At 72.6% G+C, this 18814-nt stretch carries 15 protein-coding genes; 10 read left to right on the forward strand and 5 right to left on the reverse strand.

What is annotated here, in order from left to right; all coding sequences use genetic code 11:
• The first annotated feature begins 107 nt into the window (after positions 1-107).
• Both WFI00_RS02580 and ligD read left to right on the forward strand, forming a co-directional pair.
• Positions 108-1124 (forward strand): SseB family protein, encoded by a 1017-nt coding sequence (locus tag WFI00_RS02580; RefSeq protein ID WP_336630997.1) that lies wholly within the window; start codon positions 108-110, stop codon positions 1122-1124.
• Positions 1125-1168: 44 nt separating this feature from the next.
• On the forward strand, positions 1169-2197 hold the full coding sequence (ligD, locus tag WFI00_RS02585) for a non-homologous end-joining DNA ligase (RefSeq protein ID WP_336630998.1): 1029 nt from the start codon (positions 1169-1171) through the stop codon (positions 2195-2197).
• Between the two features lie 9 nt (positions 2198-2206).
• Here the strand turns inward: ligD and WFI00_RS02590 are convergent, their stop codons facing one another.
• From WFI00_RS02590 to WFI00_RS02600, 3 genes are all read right to left on the reverse strand, one after another.
• Positions 2207-3406 carry an AI-2E family transporter gene (locus WFI00_RS02590; RefSeq protein WP_336630999.1) on the reverse strand — a complete coding sequence of 400 codons (1200 nt, stop codon included), beginning with the start codon at positions 3404-3406 and terminating at the stop codon, positions 2207-2209.
• A 74-nt stretch (positions 3407-3480) separates the two neighbouring features.
• Complete coding sequence (locus WFI00_RS02595; RefSeq protein ID WP_336631000.1) at positions 3481-4836, reverse strand: threonine/serine ThrE exporter family protein; 1356 nt, start codon at positions 4834-4836, stop codon at positions 3481-3483.
• Between the two features lie 194 nt (positions 4837-5030).
• Positions 5031-6071 (reverse strand): ATP-dependent DNA ligase, encoded by a 1041-nt coding sequence (locus WFI00_RS02600; protein ID WP_336631001.1) that lies wholly within the window; start codon positions 6069-6071, stop codon positions 5031-5033.
• Between the two features lie 155 nt (positions 6072-6226).
• Here WFI00_RS02600 and WFI00_RS02605 point away from each other — a divergent pair, with 155 nt between their 5' ends.
• On the forward strand, positions 6227-7960 hold the full coding sequence (locus tag WFI00_RS02605) for an acyl-CoA dehydrogenase family protein (protein ID WP_336631002.1): 1734 nt from the start codon (positions 6227-6229) through the stop codon (positions 7958-7960).
• 24 nt (positions 7961-7984) lie between these two features.
• On the opposite strand, the gene WFI00_RS02610 is transcribed toward WFI00_RS02605, so the two are convergent.
• Complete coding sequence (locus WFI00_RS02610) at positions 7985-8674, reverse strand: TetR/AcrR family transcriptional regulator (RefSeq protein ID WP_336631003.1); 690 nt, start codon at positions 8672-8674, stop codon at positions 7985-7987.
• A 170-nt stretch (positions 8675-8844) separates the two neighbouring features.
• On the opposite strand from WFI00_RS02610, the gene sucC reads away from it, so the two are divergent.
• Positions 8845-10011: an ADP-forming succinate--CoA ligase subunit beta gene (gene sucC, locus WFI00_RS02615; protein ID WP_336631004.1), complete on the forward strand. Its 1167-nt coding sequence runs from the start codon at positions 8845-8847 to the stop codon at positions 10009-10011.
• 27 nt (positions 10012-10038) lie between these two features.
• On the forward strand, positions 10039-10941 hold the full coding sequence (sucD, locus tag WFI00_RS02620; RefSeq protein WP_336631005.1) for a succinate--CoA ligase subunit alpha: 903 nt from the start codon (positions 10039-10041) through the stop codon (positions 10939-10941).
• 181 nt (positions 10942-11122) lie between these two features.
• Here sucD and WFI00_RS02625 read toward each other — a convergent pair whose 3' ends face one another.
• Positions 11123-12592: an NCS2 family permease gene (locus WFI00_RS02625; RefSeq protein WP_336631006.1), complete on the reverse strand. Its 1470-nt coding sequence runs from the start codon at positions 12590-12592 to the stop codon at positions 11123-11125.
• Positions 12593-12671: 79 nt separating this feature from the next.
• Here WFI00_RS02625 and WFI00_RS02630 point away from each other — a divergent pair, with 79 nt between their 5' ends.
• From WFI00_RS02630 to WFI00_RS02650, 5 genes are all read left to right on the forward strand, one after another.
• Positions 12672-14060: a cell division protein PerM gene (locus tag WFI00_RS02630; RefSeq protein WP_336631007.1), complete on the forward strand. Its 1389-nt coding sequence runs from the start codon at positions 12672-12674 to the stop codon at positions 14058-14060.
• Between the two features lie 33 nt (positions 14061-14093).
• Positions 14094-14696: a phosphoribosylglycinamide formyltransferase gene (gene purN, locus WFI00_RS02635; protein ID WP_336631008.1), complete on the forward strand. Its 603-nt coding sequence runs from the start codon at positions 14094-14096 to the stop codon at positions 14694-14696.
• 37 nt (positions 14697-14733) lie between these two features.
• Positions 14734-16341 carry a bifunctional phosphoribosylaminoimidazolecarboxamide formyltransferase/IMP cyclohydrolase gene (gene purH / locus WFI00_RS02640; protein WP_336631009.1) on the forward strand — a complete coding sequence of 536 codons (1608 nt, stop codon included), beginning with the start codon at positions 14734-14736 and terminating at the stop codon, positions 16339-16341.
• Between the two features lie 75 nt (positions 16342-16416).
• Entirely contained in the window at positions 16417-18105 is a 1689-nt protein-coding gene (locus WFI00_RS02645) for a DNA-3-methyladenine glycosylase 2 family protein (protein WP_336631010.1), read from the forward strand.
• Positions 18102-18584: a methylated-DNA--[protein]-cysteine S-methyltransferase gene (locus WFI00_RS02650; RefSeq protein ID WP_336631011.1), complete on the forward strand. Its 483-nt coding sequence runs from the start codon at positions 18102-18104 to the stop codon at positions 18582-18584. The genes WFI00_RS02645 and WFI00_RS02650 overlap by 4 nt, the downstream gene beginning before the upstream one ends.
• The last annotated feature ends 230 nt before the right edge of the window (positions 18585-18814 follow it).

Here is an 18814-nt window from a genome sequence, read left to right on the forward strand (position 1 = left end):
CCCCATGTATATGTATACATGCGATCCTGACCTGCGGAGCCCGATGCGCAGGACGAGAGGGCCGCGGCGCCGTGTCGGGTCGTCGCCGCCTCGCATAGGCTCGTCCCATGGCCCTGTTCTCACGACGCGACAAGAGCGGATCGGTCCCCGAGCCCGTTCCCGACCAGCCGACCGAGCCCGCGCCCGTCGTCGAGCCGGAGGTCGTGCCGCACGTCGGGATCTCGGTGAGCACGTTCGGTCAGGGAGCCGAATCGGCGCGTTCCCTCCCCGACGCCGAGGCGGCGGACCCGCCGCCCGTCGTGCCGGCCGCCCGCGCGGCCGCAGCCGCACCGGCGGCCACGCAGACGGTGCCGGGCATGATCGACAACACCCTGCTGCAGGCCGCCCTCGCCGCCCTGCCCGAGCAGCCGCAGAGCGGCGACGTCATGAATGTCATGCGCCAGGCCCTGCAGGGACCGCTGTACGTCCGCGCGCAGGGGGACGCGCAGGCGCTTCTCGCCGCCGGGCAGGGGCTGAGCCTCGCGGTGACGACGCACGAGGACAAGCGCTTCCTCCTGGCGTTCACCGGAGGCGCCTCGATGCAGCTGAGCGTCGCGGACGAGCCGGCCGCCGCGACATCCGTCGTGGGTCAGTCCGCCGCGAACATCCTGCGGATGGCGGTCGACTCCGGATACGACGGGATCTACCTGGACCACTCCGTCGTCGGAGCGCGTCTCGTGCTGCCGGTCACCCTCGTGCAGAAGGCGATCGACGAGGGGGCTCCGCCGCCGTTCGAGCTGAAGGCGGCGCTGTCGGGCGAGCGGACGGATGCCACGGCGACGCAGGTGGCGGAGATCCTCGGTCGCGTCCCCGTCTGGGCGGCGGGCGGAACGGACGCGGAGGGGCGGATCGGCCTCGCCGAGGCGCGTACGGCCGACGGAGTCCGGCGTCTGGAGATCTTCTCGCACCCCCTCGAAGTGCTCGCCATGGGCCGCGGTGATCGCCCGCTGTCTCTCGCGCCCGAGCAGCTCGCGGCAGCCCTCGCCTCCGATCCCGCGCTCACCGGCGTCGTCGTCGACGCGGCGGGGCCGTGGATCGAGCTCGACCGGGACGCCCTCGCCCCGCTTCTGGCGCTCGCCGGCTGAGTCGGGCCCTGTCGCACGCCGCGACCCGGCCGTAGGGTCGAGCCATGGCATCCGAGCGCATCCGTCTCACCGTTCCCGGGCCGGACGGCGACCGGGAGGTCTCCCTGTCCAGCCCTAATCGCGTGATCTGGCCCGCGGTCGGCATCACCAAGCACGAGCTGGCCGAGTACGTCGTCTCCGTCGCCGGTCCCTTCCTCCGGGCGAACGGGCACCGCCCCGTGTCGCTCGAACGGTTCCCCGACTCGGTGGCCGGTGAGGCGTTCTTCTCGAAGAATCCGCCGAAGGGTGCACCCGACTTCGTGCACGAGGTCATGTGCACCTACAACAGCGGGAGGCGCCACCCCCAAGTGGTCCTCGACGAGGCCGCGGCGGCCGTCTGGGCCGTGCAGATGAACACCGTCGTCTTCCACCCGTGGGCCTCGCTCGCCGCCGACACCGACGACCCGGTCGAGCTGCGCATCGATCTCGACCCCCAGCCCGGGACGACCTTCGCCGACGCCGCGGCCGTCGCCCCCGCGCTGCGCGAGGTGCTGCGGGAGGCGGGGCTGGAGGCCTGGATCAAGACGAGCGGGAACCGGGGCATCCACGTGTTCTGCCCCATCGAGCCGACGCTCGAGTTCCTCGATGTGCGCCACGCGGTGATCGCCGCCGGCCGCGAGCTCGAGCGGCGCATGCCGGACCGGGTCACGATGAACTGGTGGAAGGAGGAGCGCGGAGAGCGCGTCTTCATCGACTTCAACCAGGCGAACCGCGACCGGACGATGGCGGGCGCGTACAGCCCCCGGGCGCTGCCGGGGGCGACGGTGGCGACGCCGATCGGCTGGGACGAATTGGAAGCGGGCGTCGACCCCGCCTCCTTCACGGTGCGGACGGTACCCGGGCGTCTCGCCGAGGTCGGCGATCCCTGGGCGGACCTGCAGGAGCGCCCCGGTCGGATCGACGTCCTCCTGCAGTGGTGGCAGCGCGACCTCGACGCGGGCCTGGGCGAGCTGCCGTTCCCGCCCGAGTTCCCCAAGATGCCGGGAGAGCCTCCCCGCGTGCAGCCCAGCAGGGCGCGCTCGCCGGAGGAGTGAGCGCCGTCGTCAGCCCGGCAGTGCCCCACCCGTCCGCGCACGCGACGCGGAGACCGGCCGCCGCTTCGGACGCGCCCATCGCGCCGGTGTGTCCGGCCCGTCCCAGACCTGGACGATGCCCCAGGCGACGGCGGTGATCGGCACGGCGAGGACCGCGCCGACGATGCCGCTCAGGACCGTGCCGATCGTCAGCGCCACCAGGACGACGAAGGCGTGGAGCTTCATCGACCGGCCCATCAGCACGGGCTGCAGCAGGTTGCCCTCCAGCTGGTTGACCAGCACCACGACGCCGACGACGAGGAGCGCCACGACCCAGCCGTTCGCGACGAGGGCGACGAGCGCGGCGAGGATCCCCGCGAGCGTCGCGCCCACGATCGGGATGAACGCGAGCAGGAAGACGAGAACCGCGAGGGGGACCGCGAGCGGCACCTGCAGGATGAGCAGCCCGATGAGGATGCCCACGGCGTCCACCGCAGCGACGGTCGCCGTCCCGCGCACGTACGAGCCGAGGGTGGAGACCGTCTTGTCGCCGATGCGCACGGCCCGCTCGTACTTCTCGCCGCGGAACGGTCGCAGCAGGAACGCCCACATCTGCGGGCCGTCCTTGAGGAAGAAGAAGAGCATGACGATCATCAGCACGAAGCCGGTCACGAAGTTCGCCACCGCGCTCACCCCGGCCAGGGCGCCGGAGCCGAACTGGGCGCTCGTGAGGTAGCCGCTGAGCTGGCTCAGCCACTGGTCGATCCGGTCGTGGTCGATGTCGAACGGCAGCGTCCGCGCCCAGGCGAGCAGGTCCTGGAAGCCCTGCGCGGCCTGGGTGGCGAGTTCGTCCCACTGGTCGCGCACCGCCCAGACGATCAGCCAGCCCACCGCGCCGAGGATCACGACGATCGCGAGGAGGGCCAGCAGCGTCGCGGCGAGCGAGGGGACGCCGCGCCCCCGCAGCCACGTCATGACCGGCGCGAAGGCGGACGCGAAGATGAGCGCCAGCACCAGCGGGATCGTGACGACGGTGATCTGCTGGATGCCGAGGATCGCCACGGCCGCGATGGCCGCGACGATCATGATCTGCAGGGCGCGGATGGACAGGACGCCGAGGCCGTCCGCCCAGAGCCGCCACGGGGCCCGGTCGGTGACCGGGTCGATCGTCACATGGCCGGAGACGGGCTGCGCCGGGGGCGGCGTGCGGAGGCTGCGGAAGAGTCCCATCCTCCGACGCTAACCGACCGGTCGCACCGTCGCGACGGCTTGACAGCGGAGGGGTCGTGCCTCGACGGGCCGGCTCAGCGTCGCGGCACCGACCACTCGCGCTCGGTGAGCACGCGGGCGACGGTGAGCCCGATCGCGAGCGCGACGACCACGAACACCGCCGTGAAGCCGTTCTGGATCGCGAGCAGCGTGTCGCCCGCGATGACGCCCGTGATCGCCCGGTAGGCCGCGGCGCCGGGGACCATGATGAGAACGGCCGGGACGGTCAGGGTGACCCGTGCCGCCCGGAGGCGGTCGCCGACGAGGTAGGCGCCCAGCCCCACGAGCAGTGCGGCCCCCGCCGCCGCGATCGGCGGGGTCGAGCCACCGTCGACGAGCGCGAGGCGGCCGGCGTTCGCGACGGCGCCCAGGGCGGCCGCGGTCAGCGCGATGGCCGGGGGCGTGTCGAACAGGACGGCGAAGCCGAGGACGCCGACGAAACCGGCGAGCAGGCGCACGACCGACAGGAGCGGTTCGTCGAACAGCGGCGTCGCGGTCTGCGTGACGACGGCGTGCGAGAGGGTCGCGACACCCCAGACGGCCGTGCCCGTCGCGAGCAGGACGAGAGTCGCGTAGACGACGCGCGCGATCCCCGCGTTGAGGTCGAGCCGCGCGAGGTCGAGCGCGCCCGTCACGAGGGGGAATCCCGGCACGAGGTAGAGCACCGCGCTCGTGATCGCCGCGTCGTGCTGTCCGCCCGGCACGCCGGCGACGGCCAGCAGCTCCGCCACGCCGAGGTAGACGAGCAGTGCGGTCATCGCGGACAGGAAGACCACCAGGAACTCGTTCGTGTGCAGGCGGCCGATCCGCATCCGGACGAACTGCCCGAGGCCCGCCGCGACCCCGACGGCGACGAACTCCTGCCAGCCGCCGTTGTTGAGCAGCGCGAAGGCTGCGCACGCGAGGGCTGCGCCCAGCACGCGGACGATCTCGGGATACCGGCGAGGGCGCGCCTCGACGACGTCGAGGTGGCGCTGCAGCTCGACCGCGGTCGTGCCCGGGGAGAGCTGGTTCGTGAGCCGCTTCAGGGCGGTGAGTCGTTCCGCGTCGACGGCGGGGCGCCGTACCTCGGCCACCCGGGTGCGGAACATCGCGCCCCGGCTCGTCGTCGCGACGATGTCGGTCATCCCGACCCGCATGTGCAGGTCGTCGATGCCCAGGGCACGAGCGGCGCGCGCCATGCTGTCGCGCACGCGGGCGGAGGACGCGCCGGCGCCGAGCATGAGCGATCCGAGCCGCACGACGGCGTCGGTCCGGGCGATGAACTGCACCGGCTCGAGGCGCAGCTCCTCGGTGTAGGTGGGTTCCTGGGTGTACGTGGGCCCGTCGTCGTCGGCCGTGCCGTCCGTACGATCCGTGCCGGGCGGGCGCGGCTCGAGAGAGTCGGACATGCCTCGATCCTGGCATCACGGCGCCCCCGTCCGCACGGTTCGAATAAACCCGGCCGGCTCGCGCGTGTCGCGCGAGCGGGCCCCGGTACGGTCGGTGTCACGAGGGAGCGGCCAGCGGCCCCCTTCGCACCTCGGGCCCGTATGGCCGGCCGCCGGAGTCCGGCGCCGATACGGGCCCGATCTGCGTCGGCGCGTCAGTCGATCACGTCGGCCAGGTCGTACGCGGGGACGCGTTCGAGCTGGGAGAACGTGCAGGAGGCGGCATCGCGATCGGGCCGCCATCGCTCGAACTGGACCGTGTGGCGGAAGCGCTCCCCCTCCAGCTGGTCGTAGCGCACCTCGAGGACGCGTTCGGGCCGCAGACGCACGAAGCTGACGTCGCGGCCCGCCGCGGTGAACCGCGAGCGCTCGCCTTCGCCGTGGACCGCGGAGCCCGAGGCGTCCGTCTCCACCAGTGGCGCCAGCTCATCGACGAGCTGGCGCCGCCGCGCATCGCTGAACGCCGCGACGCCGCCGACCTGCCGCAGCTCGCCCTGAGCGTCGTAGAGGCCGACGAGGAGGGAGCCCACTCCGGTGCCGCTCTTGTGCACGCGGTAGCCCAGGGCGACGACGTCGGCGGTGCGGGCGTGCTTGATCTTGAGCATCGTCCGCCTGCCCGGGGCGTACGGCTGGGCGAGCGGCTTCGCGACGACGCCGTCGAGCCCGGCGCCCTCGAACAGATCCAGCCATCGCTGCGCGCGAGCCGGGTCGGTCGTCGTGCGGGTGAGGTGGATCGGGTGCGGGGCCCCGGCCAGGAGGTCTTCGAGCTGGGCGCGACGGGCGGAGAACGGTTGCGGCTGCAGGTCGCGGTCGCCTCGCGCGAGGAGGTCGAACGCCACGAACTGGGCCGGATCGCTCCGGCTCAGCAGCCTGACCCGCGACTCGGCGGGGTGGATGCGCTGCGACAGCGCCTCCCACGACAGGCGGGCCGGCTCGCCGTGGGCGACCACGATCTCGCCGTCCAGCAGGCACGGCTCCGGCAGCACCTGGCGGCACGCGGAGACCAGCTCGGGGAAGTAGCGGGTGAGCGGTTTCGCACCCCGCGAGCCGATGACGACGTCCTCGCCGTCCCAGGAGATCAGGGCTCGGAAGCCGTCCCACTTCGGCTCGAACGAGAGTCCGCCCGGCGTCGCGGCGGGGTCGGGGATCGCCGCGACCGCTCTGGCGAGCATCGGCGCGGGGATGTCGTAGGCCATGGGGCCCATCCTGTCCTCCCGCCGCCACGCGGTCGAGGGGGTCGCCCGTGTCCGTCCACCGAGGGTCGGCGGTGGCACGTGAGACTACGTGTCACGTATCATGAACCTAAGTCTCAAGCCGGGAGGATGCCCGGTCGTCGCGAGGAGGAGCCCGCATGGCCACCGAGTACCAGCCGCCCGTCGCCGATTACGCCTTCCTGTACGGCGAGGCGTTCGGCCTCGACATCGTCGCGCGCGCCACCGGCGGGGCGCTGACCGCGGAGGACGCGAGCGACGTCATCGCCGGCGCCGGCGAGTTCGCGGCATCGGTGCTCGCGCCGCTCCAGTCGATCGGCGACCGGGAGGGCGCCGCCCTGGTGGACGGCCAGGTGCGCCTCCCCGACGGCTTCGCGGCCGCGTACCGGGCGTTCGTCGACGCCGGGTGGCTCACCGCCGAGGCGCCCGTCTCCGCGGGCGGCGACGGCCTCCCAGGGTCCATCCGAGCGGGTCTCGGCGAGATCTGGAACGCCTCGAACGCGGCGTTCGCCCTGTGCTGGCTGCTGACGGCGAGCCAGATCCACGCCCTCGACGCCGTGGCCTCCGACGAGCTGCGGGCGACCTACCTCTCGAAGCTCGTCTCGGGCGAGTGGACGGGGACGATGAACCTCACCGAGCCGGCTGCGGGCACCGACCTCGGTGCGATCCGCACGCTCGCCACCCCGCGCGGCGACGGCACGTGGTCGGTGCGCGGTCAGAAGATCTTCATCACGTGGGGCGACCACGACATCGCCGAGAACATCGTCCACCTCGTCCTCGCGCGGACGCCCGACGCGCCCGCCGGCGCCGCGGGCCTGTCCCTGTTCGTCGTGCCCAAGCGAGCGGTGCGCGCGGACGGGACCCTCGGCGAGCGCAACGCCGTCGAGGTGACCGCGATCGAGCACAAGCTCGGCATCCACGGGTCGCCCACGTGCGTCCTGTCCTATGAGGACGCGACCGGCTACCTGGTGGGCGAGGTCGGCGGCGGCCTGGCCGGGATGTTCGTCATGATGAACTCCGCCCGCATCGGCATGGGGTTCCAGGCGACCGGCATCGCCGACCGTGCGCTGCAGCGGGCGACCGCATATGCCTCCGACCGCATACAGGGCCGCGTCCTCGGACGCGACGCGGGGGCGCCCATCGCCGAGCATCCCGACGTCCGTCGTCTGCTGATGTCCATGGCGAGCGACGTCTTCGCGATGCGCGCGCTCGGCGTCTACGTGGGCGACCTATTCGACCGCGCCGAAGCCGGGGAGGCGGGAGACGTCGGCGCGCTGGCGGAGTTCTTCGTGCCGATCCTGAAGGGCTGGGCGACGGAGGACGCCGTCCACCTCGCGAGCGACGCGATCCAGGTGCACGGGGGCATGGGCTTCATCGAGGAGACGGGCGTCGCGCAGCACTACCGCGACGCGCGGATCATGACGATCTACGAGGGCACCACGGCCATCCAGTCGAACGATCTCATCGGGCGCAAGGTCATCCGCGACGCGGGCGCGACCGCGGAGACCCTGTTCGCGCGGATGGACGAGACGGCCGCGACGCTGCGCGAGCGCGGCGCGCAGGACGCCCTCGCCGTGCGCCTCGCCGGGCGGCTCGAGCGCGCGGTCGCCGCCGCGCGTCGCGCGACGGCGGACGTCGTCGCGTTCGGCCCCTCGTCGCGCGACGCGCACGCCGTCGGAGTGCCGTATCTGATGCTGCTGGGCGTACTGTCCGGCGGATGGATGCACGCGCTCGCGGTGGCCGCGGTGCTCGCGCACGAGACGCCGACCGAGGCGGACGCGGAGCGTCTCCGTCTCGCGGACGCCTACGGAGCGCATCACCTGTCGCGCGTGCACGCGCTCGCCGAGACCGTGGCCTCCGGCGAGACCGCCTGAGCGGGTCGCCGCGACGCCCGAACGTCAGAGGGAGTCGCGGAGGCGACGGGCGACCTCGGCGGCGGGCATCCGCCGCGGGAAGGTCGCCACGACCACGTCGTCCTCGCGGGCGTCCTCGCCGTCGGGATGGACCCCGAAGCGATGCAGGAGCCGGTCGTAGGCATCCCACAGGACCTGCTCCGAGACGTCCTCCGTCCCGCGCAGCAGCCGGCGCAGGACGTGGTTGTGCACGGCCGTGACCGCCGCGGCGAAGGCGACCGCGTCGATCGGGTCGATGCCCGGCAGCGCGGCGCGCAGGTAGTCGTCGAACAGACGCTCGTACTGGAAGACGGTGACGATCTCGCGCTCGCGCAGCGCCGGCACCTGGCGCACGACGGCGTAGCGGCGCCGGGCGAGCTCGGGCTCGGCGGCGAAGTGACGGAACACCTCGACGGACGCCGCGCACGCCGCGGCCCACGGGTTCTCCAGCCGCTCGCCGCGCGGCGAGCGTCGCGCCTCCGCGAGGAACTCGCGCAGCTGCGCGAGCAGCACGTCGTGGTCGCTGAAGACGACGTCGTCCTTGCCGCCGAACTGCCGGAAGAAGGTCGAGCGCGACACCCCGGCGGCCTGGGCGATCTGCTCGACCGAGGTCGCCTCGAAGCCCTGCGCGACGAAGAGGTCGAGCGCGGCGGCGACGACGGTGTTGCGTGCGGAGGCGGGTGCGGCATCGGACATGCGCCCGAGCCTAGTGCGCGGCGTGGGGCGATTCCGGGGGGTCGGGGGCACCCAGCCGTACGTATTAGGCTGGGGGATCGGTCGATATCTCTCGACATCGAGATTTCTTCGGCACGCACGACCCCCGGGACACCCCTGAAAAACCACAGTCGCCCAGCGAAGGATTGCACGTGGATCTCTACGAGTACCAGGCACGAGACCTGTTCGAGAAGTACGAGGTGCCGGTGCTCCCCGGCATCATCGCCGACACCCCTGAGGAGGCGAAGGCGGCGGCCGAGAAGCTCGGCGGCGTCGTCGTCGTGAAGGCTCAGGTCAAGACCGGAGGCCGCGGCAAGGCCGGCGGCGTGAAGGTCGCCAAGACCCCCGACGAGGCGTACGAGGCGGCCCAGGCCATCCTCGGTCTCGACATCAAGGGGCACGTCGTGAAGCGCGTCATGATCGCCGGCGGCGCGCAGATCGACAAGGAGTACTACTTCTCGGTCCTGCTCGACCGCGCCAACCGCTCCTACCTGAGCCTGTGCTCGGTCGAGGGCGGCATGGAGATCGAGCAGCTCGCCGTCGAGAAGCCCGAGGCGCTCGCCAAGATCGAGGTCGACCCGCTGACCGGGATCGACGAGGCGACCGCGCTGGAGATCGCCAAGGCCGGCGGCTTCGACGACGAGACGGCCGCGAAGGTGGCGCCCGTCTTCGTCAAGCTCTACAACGTCTACACCGGCGAGGGCGCGACCCTCGTCGAGGTGAACCCCCTCATCCAGGACGCCTCGGGCAACATCATCGCCCTCGACGGCAAGGTCTCGCTCGACGACAACGCGAGCGAGGTCCGCCACCCCGAGCACGAGGAGCTCGAGGACAAGGATGCCGCCGACCCGCTCGAGGCGAAGGCGAAGGCGTCCGGCCTCAACTACGTCAAGCTCGACGGCCAGGTCGGCATCATCGGCAACGGCGCGGGCCTGGTCATGTCGACCCTCGACGTCGTCGCCTACGCGGGCGAGAACCACGGCGGCGTGAAGCCCGCCAACTTCCTCGACATCGGCGGCGGCGCCTCGGCGACCGTCATGGCCGCGGGCCTCGACGTCATCCTCGGCGACCCCCAGGTGAAGTCGGTCTTCGTCAACGTCTTCGGCGGGATCACGTCGTGCGTCGCCGTCGCGGAGGGCATCGTCAAGGCGCTCGAGATCCTCGGCGACACCGCGACCAAGCCGCTCGTCGTCCGCCTCGACGGCAACCAGGTCGAGGAGGGCCGTGCGATCCTCGCGGCCGCGAACAACCCGCTCGTCACCCTTGCCGCAGGCATGGACGAGGGCGCCGACAAGGCCGCCGAGCTGGCCGCCGCCTGAACGCCTCCGAGATCAAGGACGAGAGAAATGTCTATCTACCTCAACAAGGACTCCAAGGTCATCGTGCAGGGCATCACCGGCGGTGAGGGAACGAAGCACACCGCCCTGATGCTCAAGGCCGGGACGAACGTCGTCGGCGGCGTGAACGCGCGCAAGGCCGGGACCACGGTCTCGCACGTCGACAAGGACGGCAACCCGGTCGAGCTCCCCGTCTTCGCGTCGGTCGCCGAGGCGATCGCCGCCACGGGCGCCGACGTGTCGATCGCCTTCGTGCCGCCCGCGTTCACGAAGGACGCGATGGTCGAGGCCATCGACACCGAGATCCCGCTGCTGGTCGTCATCACCGAGGGCGTCCCCGTCGGCGACACCGCCGAGGCGTGGGCCTACGCCAAGAGCAAGGGCAACAAGACCCGCATCATCGGGCCGAACTGCCCCGGCGTCATCACCCCCGGCGAGGCGCTCGTCGGAATCACGCCCGCGAATATCACGGGCAAGGGCCCGATCGGTCTCGTCTCGAAGTCGGGCACGCTGACCTACCAGATGATGTTCGAGCTGCGCGACCTCGGCTTCTCGACCGCCATCGGCATCGGCGGCGACCCGATCATCGGCACGACCCACATCGACGCGCTCGAGGCGTTCGAGGCCGACCCCGAGACGAAGGCGATCGTCATGATCGGCGAGATCGGCGGCGACGCCGAGGAGCGTGCGGCCGAGTACATCAAGGCGCACGTGACGAAGCCGGTCGTCGGCTACGTCGCCGGGTTCACGGCGCCCGAGGGCAAGACGATGGGCCACGCCGGCGCCATCGTCTCGGGCTCGGCGGGCACCGCGCAGGCCAAGAAGGAGGCCCTCGAGGCCGCCGGCGTCAAGGTCGGGAAGACCCCGTCCGAGACCGCGGCGCTCATGCGGGAGATCATCGAGACGCTCTGACGCTCACGCAGAAGGGGGTGGATGCCGCGGCATCCACCCCCTTCTGCGTGCCCCCGGGCGCCCGTCCCGTGCGACGAACTCCGCAGAATGTGACGAACTCCGCACCCGATCGTGAGATCGGATGCGGAGTTCGCGACATCCTGCGGAGATGATGCGGCGCTGGCCGCGCGACCGCGGGCGCTCAGCCGCCCAGGAGGGTCTCGATAGGGCCGCGCGCGAAGTAGATCAGGAAGCCGGCGGCGACGACCCACAGCAGCGGGCTCACCTGCCGCGCCTTGCCCGAGAGCGAGCGGACGACCACCCAGCTGACGAACCCGGCGCCGATGCCGTTGGCGATCGAGTAGGTCATCGGCATGACCGACACGGTGAGGAACACCGGCAGCAGCACGCTGAAGTCGGTGAGGTCGATGTGCTTGACCTGCGCCATCATCATCGCGCCCACGATCACGAGCGCGGCGGCGGCGACCTCGGTCGGCACGATCGAGGTCAGCGGGGTGAAGAACATCGCCAGCAGGAACACGACGCCGGTCACGACGTTCGCGAGGCCCGTGCGGGCCCCCTCGCCGATGCCCGCACCGGACTCGATGAAGACGGTCGACGAGGACGACGAGGTCGCCCCTCCGACGATCGCCCCCACGCCCTCGACGACGAGCGCGGACTTGATGCGGGGGAAGTCGCCCTTCGCATCCGCGAGCTCGGCCTCCTTCGCAAGACCGGTCATCGTGCCCATCGCATCGAAGAAGTTCGAGAAGACGAGGGTGAACACCAGCATCACGAGGGCGACGACGCCGACCTTGCCGACGTCGAAGCCGAAGTCGACGGCGCCCAGGAGGCTGAGGTCGGGGATGCCGACGGGAGAGCCGCTCAGCGCCGGGACCGTCAGTCCCCAGCCGCCCGGGTGGTCGACCGCCGAGCCCAGGTGCCAGATCGCCTCGACGATCACGGAGAGGACGGTGCCGCCGACCAGACCGATCAGCATCCCGCCCTTGACCTTGCGCGCCACGAGGACGCCCGTCGCGAGCAGCGTCAGCACGAACATGAGCGTCGGGACGGAGGCGACCGATCCGCCGATGCCGAGCCCGACGGGCGGCGAGTTGGAGCCCGTCGCGGTGACGAAACCGGAGTTCACGAACCCGATGAAGGCGATGAACAGGCCGATCGCCACGGTGATCGCGAGCTTCAGCTGCACGGGGACGGCGTCGAAGATCATCTTCCGGAGCCCGGTCGCGGCCAGCAGCACGATGACGACGCCGTTGATCATCACGAGCGCCATCGCCTCGGGCCAGGTCACCTCCTGGACGACGCTGAAGGCGAGGAACGCGTTGATGCCGAGTCCCGCCGCGAACGCGAAGGGCAGCCGCGTGACGAGCCCGAACAGGATCGTCATCACCCCCGCCGTGAGGGCGGTGGCCGCGCCGACGGCGGAGAAGGCCAGCTCGTTGCCGGCGATGTCCGGTTTGCCGGAGAGGATGATCGGATTCAGGATGACGATGTAGGCCATCGTCACGAAGGTCACGAGCCCGCCGCGGACCTCGGTGCCGATCGTCGAGCCGCGCTTCGAGATGTCGAAGAAGCGGTCGAGGGTCCCGGCGAGTCCCGGCGGAGCGGTCGGGGTGGCGGCGGTCGAGGTGGACGGGCGTGACGGTGACATGGATCCTCCCTGGAGAACGGTAGTGGATGCCGCGCGCCCGATCGGTCGCAGGCCCGACGATGGGTAGGGTCGAACCCGCATGAATCGCCTTCTCGTCGCTCTCCTAGCCGCCGTCGACGCCCTCGTCGCGGCGGCCGTCGGTGTCGCCGTGCTCCTCGCACCCCTCACCGTCCTCTGGGTCGTGAGCCTCGGCGGCAGCGCGGACTGGGGCGCGCTGTGGCCCGCGGCGGCGCGGATGTGGCAGCTCGGTCAGCTCGTGCCGGTGGAGATCTCGCTGCCCGCCGAGTACCTCGCCGCCGTCGGCATCCCGGCCGACGCGGCATCGTTCTGGATCTCGCTCGCGCCGCTCGCGCTCGCCGGCTCCACGGCGGTGTTCGCCGCCCGCTCGGGGGCGCGCTCCGCGCGGGCCGGCGCCTGGCCCGTGGGGGTCGCGGCGGGCGCCGTGGTGACCTTCGCGGTGGCGTGGTTCCTGTGGCGCACCTCGGCCAACCCCGTCGCCGCGGTGTTCGGCTGGCAGGCGCTGCTGCTGCCGACCGCCGTGTTCGCGCTGCCTGCGCTCGCGGGGGCCCTCGTGACCGCCTGGCGGCACGGTGACGACGGGATCGTCGACGTCCTCCGCGATCGACTCGAGCGGGACCCCCGGTGGCGCACCGTGCCCGAGGCCGCGGCGCGCGGGGTCGGGGTCGCTCTGGCCGGCTTCGTCGGCGTGGGCGCGCTCCTCGTCGCGCTCGCGACGATCGTCCGCGGCGGCCAGGTCATCGCGCTCTTCGAAGCGGCGCACGTGGATGCCGTGGGGGCGAGCGTCATCGCCCTCGGTCAGCTGGCCTACCTGCCGACCCTCGTCGTCTGGGGCGGCGCGTTCGCCGCCGGGCCCGGGTTCGCGATCGGCACGGGCACCGCTGTGTCGCCCGCCGGGACGAACCTGGGCGTGCTCCCGGGCATCCCCGCCCTCGGCATCGTCCCCGAGACGACGTCGTCGTGGCTGCTGCTGACGGCGCTGCTGATCGTCGCCACGGGATTAACGGCGGGCGCGGCGGCTCGGGCGCGCATGATCGGGGCGTCCGCGACGGACGGCACCGCCCCCCGCGCGGTCGTGCTCGCCGTCGTCGTCGGGGGAGGTGCCGCGGGCGCCGCCCTCCTGTGCGCCCTCGCGTCCGGATCTCTCGGGCCGGGGCGCCTCGCCGCGGTCGGCCCCGACGCCGGGCCGGTCGCCTTCGCCGTCGGGCTGGAGCTGCTCGTCGGTGCGGCCATCGCGATGTTCGGGCCCGCCCGCGACGCCGGACGATCGCACGCCGTCCCGCAACCGGCGCCGCACTCCTCGGCACCGGCGACACTCGGCGCGCCCGAGCTCGCGGTCGGCGGCCGCTCGACGGCCGTGCCCGCGGACGCCGACACCGAACCGTTCGCGGCATCCGACCTCGATCCCCTCGCGGGGTGGGGCGGGTCCGACGGCGGCAGCCGCACGTAAGCGGCCCCGGCGACCCGCCGATAGACTGGGCCCGTGCTCACGGTCGCCGTCCTCATCTCGGGCACGGGATCCAACCTGCGCGCCCTCCTCGAAGCGGCCGCCGAGCCCGGATTCCCTGCGCGCGTCGTCGTCGTCGGCGCCGACCGCGAGGCCGACGGCTTCGCGCACGCCGAGGCCTTCGGGATCCCGACCGTCCTCGTCCCGTTCCGCGAGTACGACACGCGGGAGCAGTGGGGGGCCGAGCTGCGCACCCAGATCGACGTCTGGACGCCGGACCTCGTCGTCCTGAGCGGACTCATGCGCCTGCTGCCCGCGGACCTCGTGGCCGCGTGGGCGCCCGCCCTCATCAACACCCACCCCGCCTACCTGCCCGAGTTCCCCGGCGCGCACGGCGTGCGCGACGCGCTCGCCGCCGGGGTCACCGAGACGGGGGCGAGCGTCATCGTCGTCGACGGCGGCGTCGACACCGGCCCCGTCCTCGCGCAGGAGCGGGTGCCCGTCCTCGCCGGCGACACCGAGCACACCCTGCACGAACGCATCAAACCGGTCGAGCGGCGGCTGCTGATCGATGTCGTCCGCGGCATCGCCACGGGCGAGATCGACCTCGCCCGCTGGGCGACCCCCGACGTCCGCTGACCACTCCGAATCCCCACCACCCGAACTGGAGCACCGCATGGCCGGCCCGACCATCGATCCCGCCCTCTACCGCGACCGCGACCTCGTGCCCATCCGGCGCGCGCTCGTCTCGGTGAGCGACAAGACCGACCTGCTGCCGCTCGGCCAGGCCCTCGCCGCCGCCGGTGTCGAGATCGTCTCGACGGGTGGCTCGGCCGCGCTGCTGCGCGAGGCCGGACTCGAGGTGAAGGACGTCGCCGAGATCACCGGCTTCCCGGAGTCGCTGGGCGGTCGGGTCAAGACGCTGCACCCGAGCGTCCACGCGGGCCTGCTCGCCGACCTGCGCCTGGAGGACCACGAGAACCAGCTCGGCGAACTGGGCATCCTGCCCTTCGAGCTGGTCGTCGTGAACCTCTACCCGTTCGTCGAGACTGTGGCGTCGGGCGCCGAGGGCGACGCCGTCGTCGAGCAGATCGACATCGGCGGCCCGGCGATGGTGCGGGCCTCCGCGAAGAACTTCGCCAATGTCGCGATCGTGGTCTCGCCCGAGTCCTACGCGGCCGTCATCGAGGCTCTCGGGCAGGGCGGCACGTCGCTCGCGCAGCGCCGCGAGCTCGCTGCCCGTGCGTTCGCGCACACCGCCGCGTACGACCGTGCGGTCGCGACGTGGTTCGCCGAGGAGACGCTCGAGGGCGAGGGCGACCTGCCCCAGCACCTCACCATCAAGGCGGAGCGTCTGGAGACCCTCCGCTACGGCGAGAACTCGCACCAGCGCGCCGCCATCTACTCGCGCGTCGGCGGCCACGGCATCGCGCAGGCGACCCAGCTCCAGGGCAAGGAGATGAGCTACAACAACTACGTGGATGCCGACGCGGCCCTGCGTGCGGCGTTCGACATGGTCAAGCCCGCGGTGGCGATCATCAAGCACGCGAACCCGTGCGGCATCGCCATCGCCGCACCGCAGGCGCTCGACCCGATCGCGTCCGCGCATCTGCGTGCGCACGAGTGCGACCCCGTGTCGGCGTTCGGCGGCGTGATCGCGGCCAACCGCACCGTGACCCTCAAGATGGCCGAGAACCTGCGCGACATCTTCACCGAGGTGATCGTCGCTCCGGACTTCGAGCCCGAGGCGCTCGAGGTGTTCCGCCTCAAGAAGAACCTCCGCGTCCTGCAGCTGCCGAACGACTGGCGGCAGGAGCCGATGGATGTCCGGCTGGTGTCCGGGGGGCTCCTGCTGCAGGACGCCGACCGCTTCCCGCCGGAGGTCGAATCGCTCGTCGAGGGATGGGAGCTCGTGACCGGCGAGATGCCCGCCGACACCGAGAAGAGCAACCTCGCGTTCGCCTGGAAGGCGTGCCGCGCCGTGAAGTCCAACGCCATCGTCCTCGCGCAGGGGTCGGCGACGGTCGGCATCGGCATGGGGCAGGTCAACCGGGTCGACTCGTGCCGTCTGGCCGTCGAGCGGGCGGGCGACCGCGCCGCGGGCTCGGTCGCGGCATCCGACGCGTTCTTCCCGTTCGCGGACGGACCGCAGGTGCTGATCGACGCGGGCATCCGCACGATCGTCCAGCCCGGCGGCTCGGTGCGCGACCAGGAGGTCATCGACGCCGCCCGCGCCGCGGGCGTCACGATGTTCTTCACGGGCGAGCGGCACTTCTTCCACTGAGGTGGCTCGCTCGCGTCGGACCGTCGTGTCCGATTTCCGCGAGCCGAGGCGACGCGAGCGTGTCAGGCTGGGAGCATGACCCCGGCCTCCGCGATGACCTTCGACGAGCGGTATCGCGCCATCGACGCGCGCGACACGCGGTTCGACGGGCAGTTCGTGACGGCCGTCCGCTCCACCGGGATCTACTGCCGGCCCAGCTGCCCCGCCCGCACGCCGAAGCCGGTGAACGTCACGTTCTATCCGACCTCGGCGGCCGCGCACGAGGCGGGGTACCGGGCGTGCAAGCGCTGCCTCCCCGAGGCCGCGCCGGGATCGCCGGAGTGGAACCTGCGCGGTGACGTCGCCGGCCGCGCGATGCGGCTGATCGCCGACGGCGTCGTGGAGCGCGAGGGCGTGACAGGTCTCGCCGCGCGGCTCGGCTACTCGTCGCGCCACCTGACGCGCCTGCTCGCGGCCGAGCTCGGGGCAGGTCCGCTCGCACTCGCGCGGGCGCAGCGCGCCCACACGGCGCGCATGCTGCTCGTGTCCACCGAGATGCCGGCCGCCGACGTCGCCTTCTCGGCCGGCTTCGCGAGCGTGCGCCAGTTCAACGAGACCGTCCGCGAGGTCTTCGGCATGACGCCCCTGGCGCTGCGCGCCCGGCGACCGGTTCCACCCACTCCGCGAGACCGCCCAGATGTCACGCTCCGCGCTCCAAAGGCGGACACTCGAGAGGGCTCGCGAGGCGAGGGGAGCGTGCCGGGGGTGATCGACCTGGCGCTGCCGTACCGGGCGCCGTGGGATGCGCAGGGGCTCTTCACCTGGATGGCCGCCCGCGCGGTCTCCGGCGTCGAGACGGTCACCGCGGACACCTTCGCGCGGACGCTGCGGCTGCCCGGCGGTCCGGCCTGGTTCTCCCTCCGTCTCGACGGAGAGCGGCTCCGCCTGCGGGCCCGGCTCACCCACCTGCGCGACCTTCCGGTGCTCGTCGCCCGCGCGCGCCGTCTGTTCGACCTCGACGCCGATCCCCTCGCGGTCGATGCGGCGCTCGCCGAGCATCCCGCGCTCGCTCCGCTCGTCGCCCGCACCCCCGGCATCCGCGTTCCCGGAGCCGCCGATCCGCACGAGATGCTGATCCGCGCCATGGTCGGCCAGCAGATCACGGTCGCGGCGGCGACGACGGCGCTCAGCGCGCTGACGGAAGAGCTGGGCGAGCGGGTGCCCGACATCGACGGGCTCGACCGGCTGTTCCCGACGATGGCGGCGATCGCCGAGCACGGCGCCGACGTCCTGCGCGGTCCCGGAGCGCGCATCCGCGCGATCACGGGTGCCGCGGCCGCCCTCGCCGACGGGACGCTCACGCTCACGAGCGGCGACGACGGGGCGGAACAGCGCGCCGCCCTGCTCGCTCTGCCCGGCGTCGGGCCGTGGACGGCCGACTACGTGCGGATGCGCGTTCTGGGCGACCCCGACATCACGCTCCCCGGCGATGTCGCCGTGCGGGCCGGCGCGGCGGCGACGGGGCTTCCCCACGACCCCCGCGGCTACGCCGAGTGGGCCGCCCGGACCGCGCCGTGGCGCAGCTACCTCACCGCGCACCTCTGGCGGGCGCCATCCCTTCTCGGCGGGGCCCCTTCCCCGACGAGCACAGGTGCCGGTCGTCGGACCGGTGAGGCGAGTGCGGCCTCCCGTGGCGCCGCAGCACACTCCCGCCCCACTCGTCCGACGACGGGTCCGACGACCGGACCCGCCCACCCCGCCCGCCCGACGCAGGAGCCCCGATGACCGCCCTGATCCAGACCATCGACACCCCCGACGGCCCGTTCACCCTCCTCGTCGAGGAGGGCAGGGTCCTCGCGAGCGGCTGGACGTCCGACGAGGCCGCGATCCTCGGGCGTCTGCGCACGCCCCCGGCCTCGGTGCGAGCGGGGGAGACCGATGCCGCCGACGCCGTGGTGCGCTACTACGAGGGCGAGCTCGGGGCCATCGACGCCGTCGAGGTCTCCCAGCGGGGGACGCCGCTGCAGCTCGCCGGCTGGAGCGCCCTACGGCGCATTCAGCCCGGCGCGCCGCTCACCTACGCGCAGTTCGCCGTCGAGCTGGGCAGCCCCTCGGCCGTGCGCGCAGCCGCCTCCATCTGCGCCCGCAACGCGCCCGCCCTGTTCGTCCCGTGCCACCGCGTGCTGCGGACCGGGGGAGCGCTGGGCGGGTTCGCCTGGGGGCTCGACGTGAAGCGTGCGCTCCTCGAGCGCGAATCGGTCTGATCCGATCACATCTGCGTCCTTGCACACAGCTGACGCTCAGGTCTAGGCTGGAGGGCTGTCGCGTGGTGATCCGACGCGGCGGTCCCCGTTCACCGACACCTGGAGGAAGCCATGTCCACGGCCATCGTCTCAACGAAGCCCGCTGCCCTCCCGCGCCGTCTGCGCCCGTCGGTCGCCGGGGCGCCCCGGGCGTAGTACGCCGGCACTCCCGCGGCGACGCCGCGCTCTCT

The sequence above is a fragment of the Microbacterium sp. MMO-56 genome (genome assembly GCF_037146215.1).
Taxonomy (GTDB): domain Bacteria; phylum Actinomycetota; class Actinomycetes; order Actinomycetales; family Microbacteriaceae; genus Microbacterium.

Coding starts and splice junctions, on each gene's coding strand:
- WFI00_RS02600 (WP_336631001.1), bottom strand. CDS start 6,071: ATGGCCTACGACATCCCCGCGCCGATGCTCGCCAGAGCGGTCGCGGCG.
- purH (WP_336631009.1), top strand. CDS start 14,734: ATGGCCGGCCCGACCATCGATCCCGCCCTCTACCGCGACCGCGACCTC.
- WFI00_RS02605 (WP_336631002.1), top strand. CDS start 6,227: ATGGCCACCGAGTACCAGCCGCCCGTCGCCGATTACGCCTTCCTGTAC.
- WFI00_RS02645 (WP_336631010.1), top strand. CDS start 16,417: ATGACCCCGGCCTCCGCGATGACCTTCGACGAGCGGTATCGCGCCATC.
- WFI00_RS02580 (WP_336630997.1), top strand. CDS start 108: ATGGCCCTGTTCTCACGACGCGACAAGAGCGGATCGGTCCCCGAGCCC.
- sucD (WP_336631005.1), top strand. CDS start 10,039: ATGTCTATCTACCTCAACAAGGACTCCAAGGTCATCGTGCAGGGCATC.
- WFI00_RS02595 (WP_336631000.1), bottom strand. CDS start 4,836: ATGTCCGACTCTCTCGAGCCGCGCCCGCCCGGCACGGATCGTACGGAC.
- WFI00_RS02625 (WP_336631006.1), bottom strand. CDS start 12,592: ATGTCACCGTCACGCCCGTCCACCTCGACCGCCGCCACCCCGACCGCT.
- ligD (WP_336630998.1), top strand. CDS start 1,169: ATGGCATCCGAGCGCATCCGTCTCACCGTTCCCGGGCCGGACGGCGAC.
- WFI00_RS02650 (WP_336631011.1), top strand. CDS start 18,102: ATGACCGCCCTGATCCAGACCATCGACACCCCCGACGGCCCGTTCACC.
- WFI00_RS02590 (WP_336630999.1), bottom strand. CDS start 3,406: ATGGGACTCTTCCGCAGCCTCCGCACGCCGCCCCCGGCGCAGCCCGTC.
- WFI00_RS02630 (WP_336631007.1), top strand. CDS start 12,672: ATGAATCGCCTTCTCGTCGCTCTCCTAGCCGCCGTCGACGCCCTCGTC.
- WFI00_RS02610 (WP_336631003.1), bottom strand. CDS start 8,674: ATGTCCGATGCCGCACCCGCCTCCGCACGCAACACCGTCGTCGCCGCC.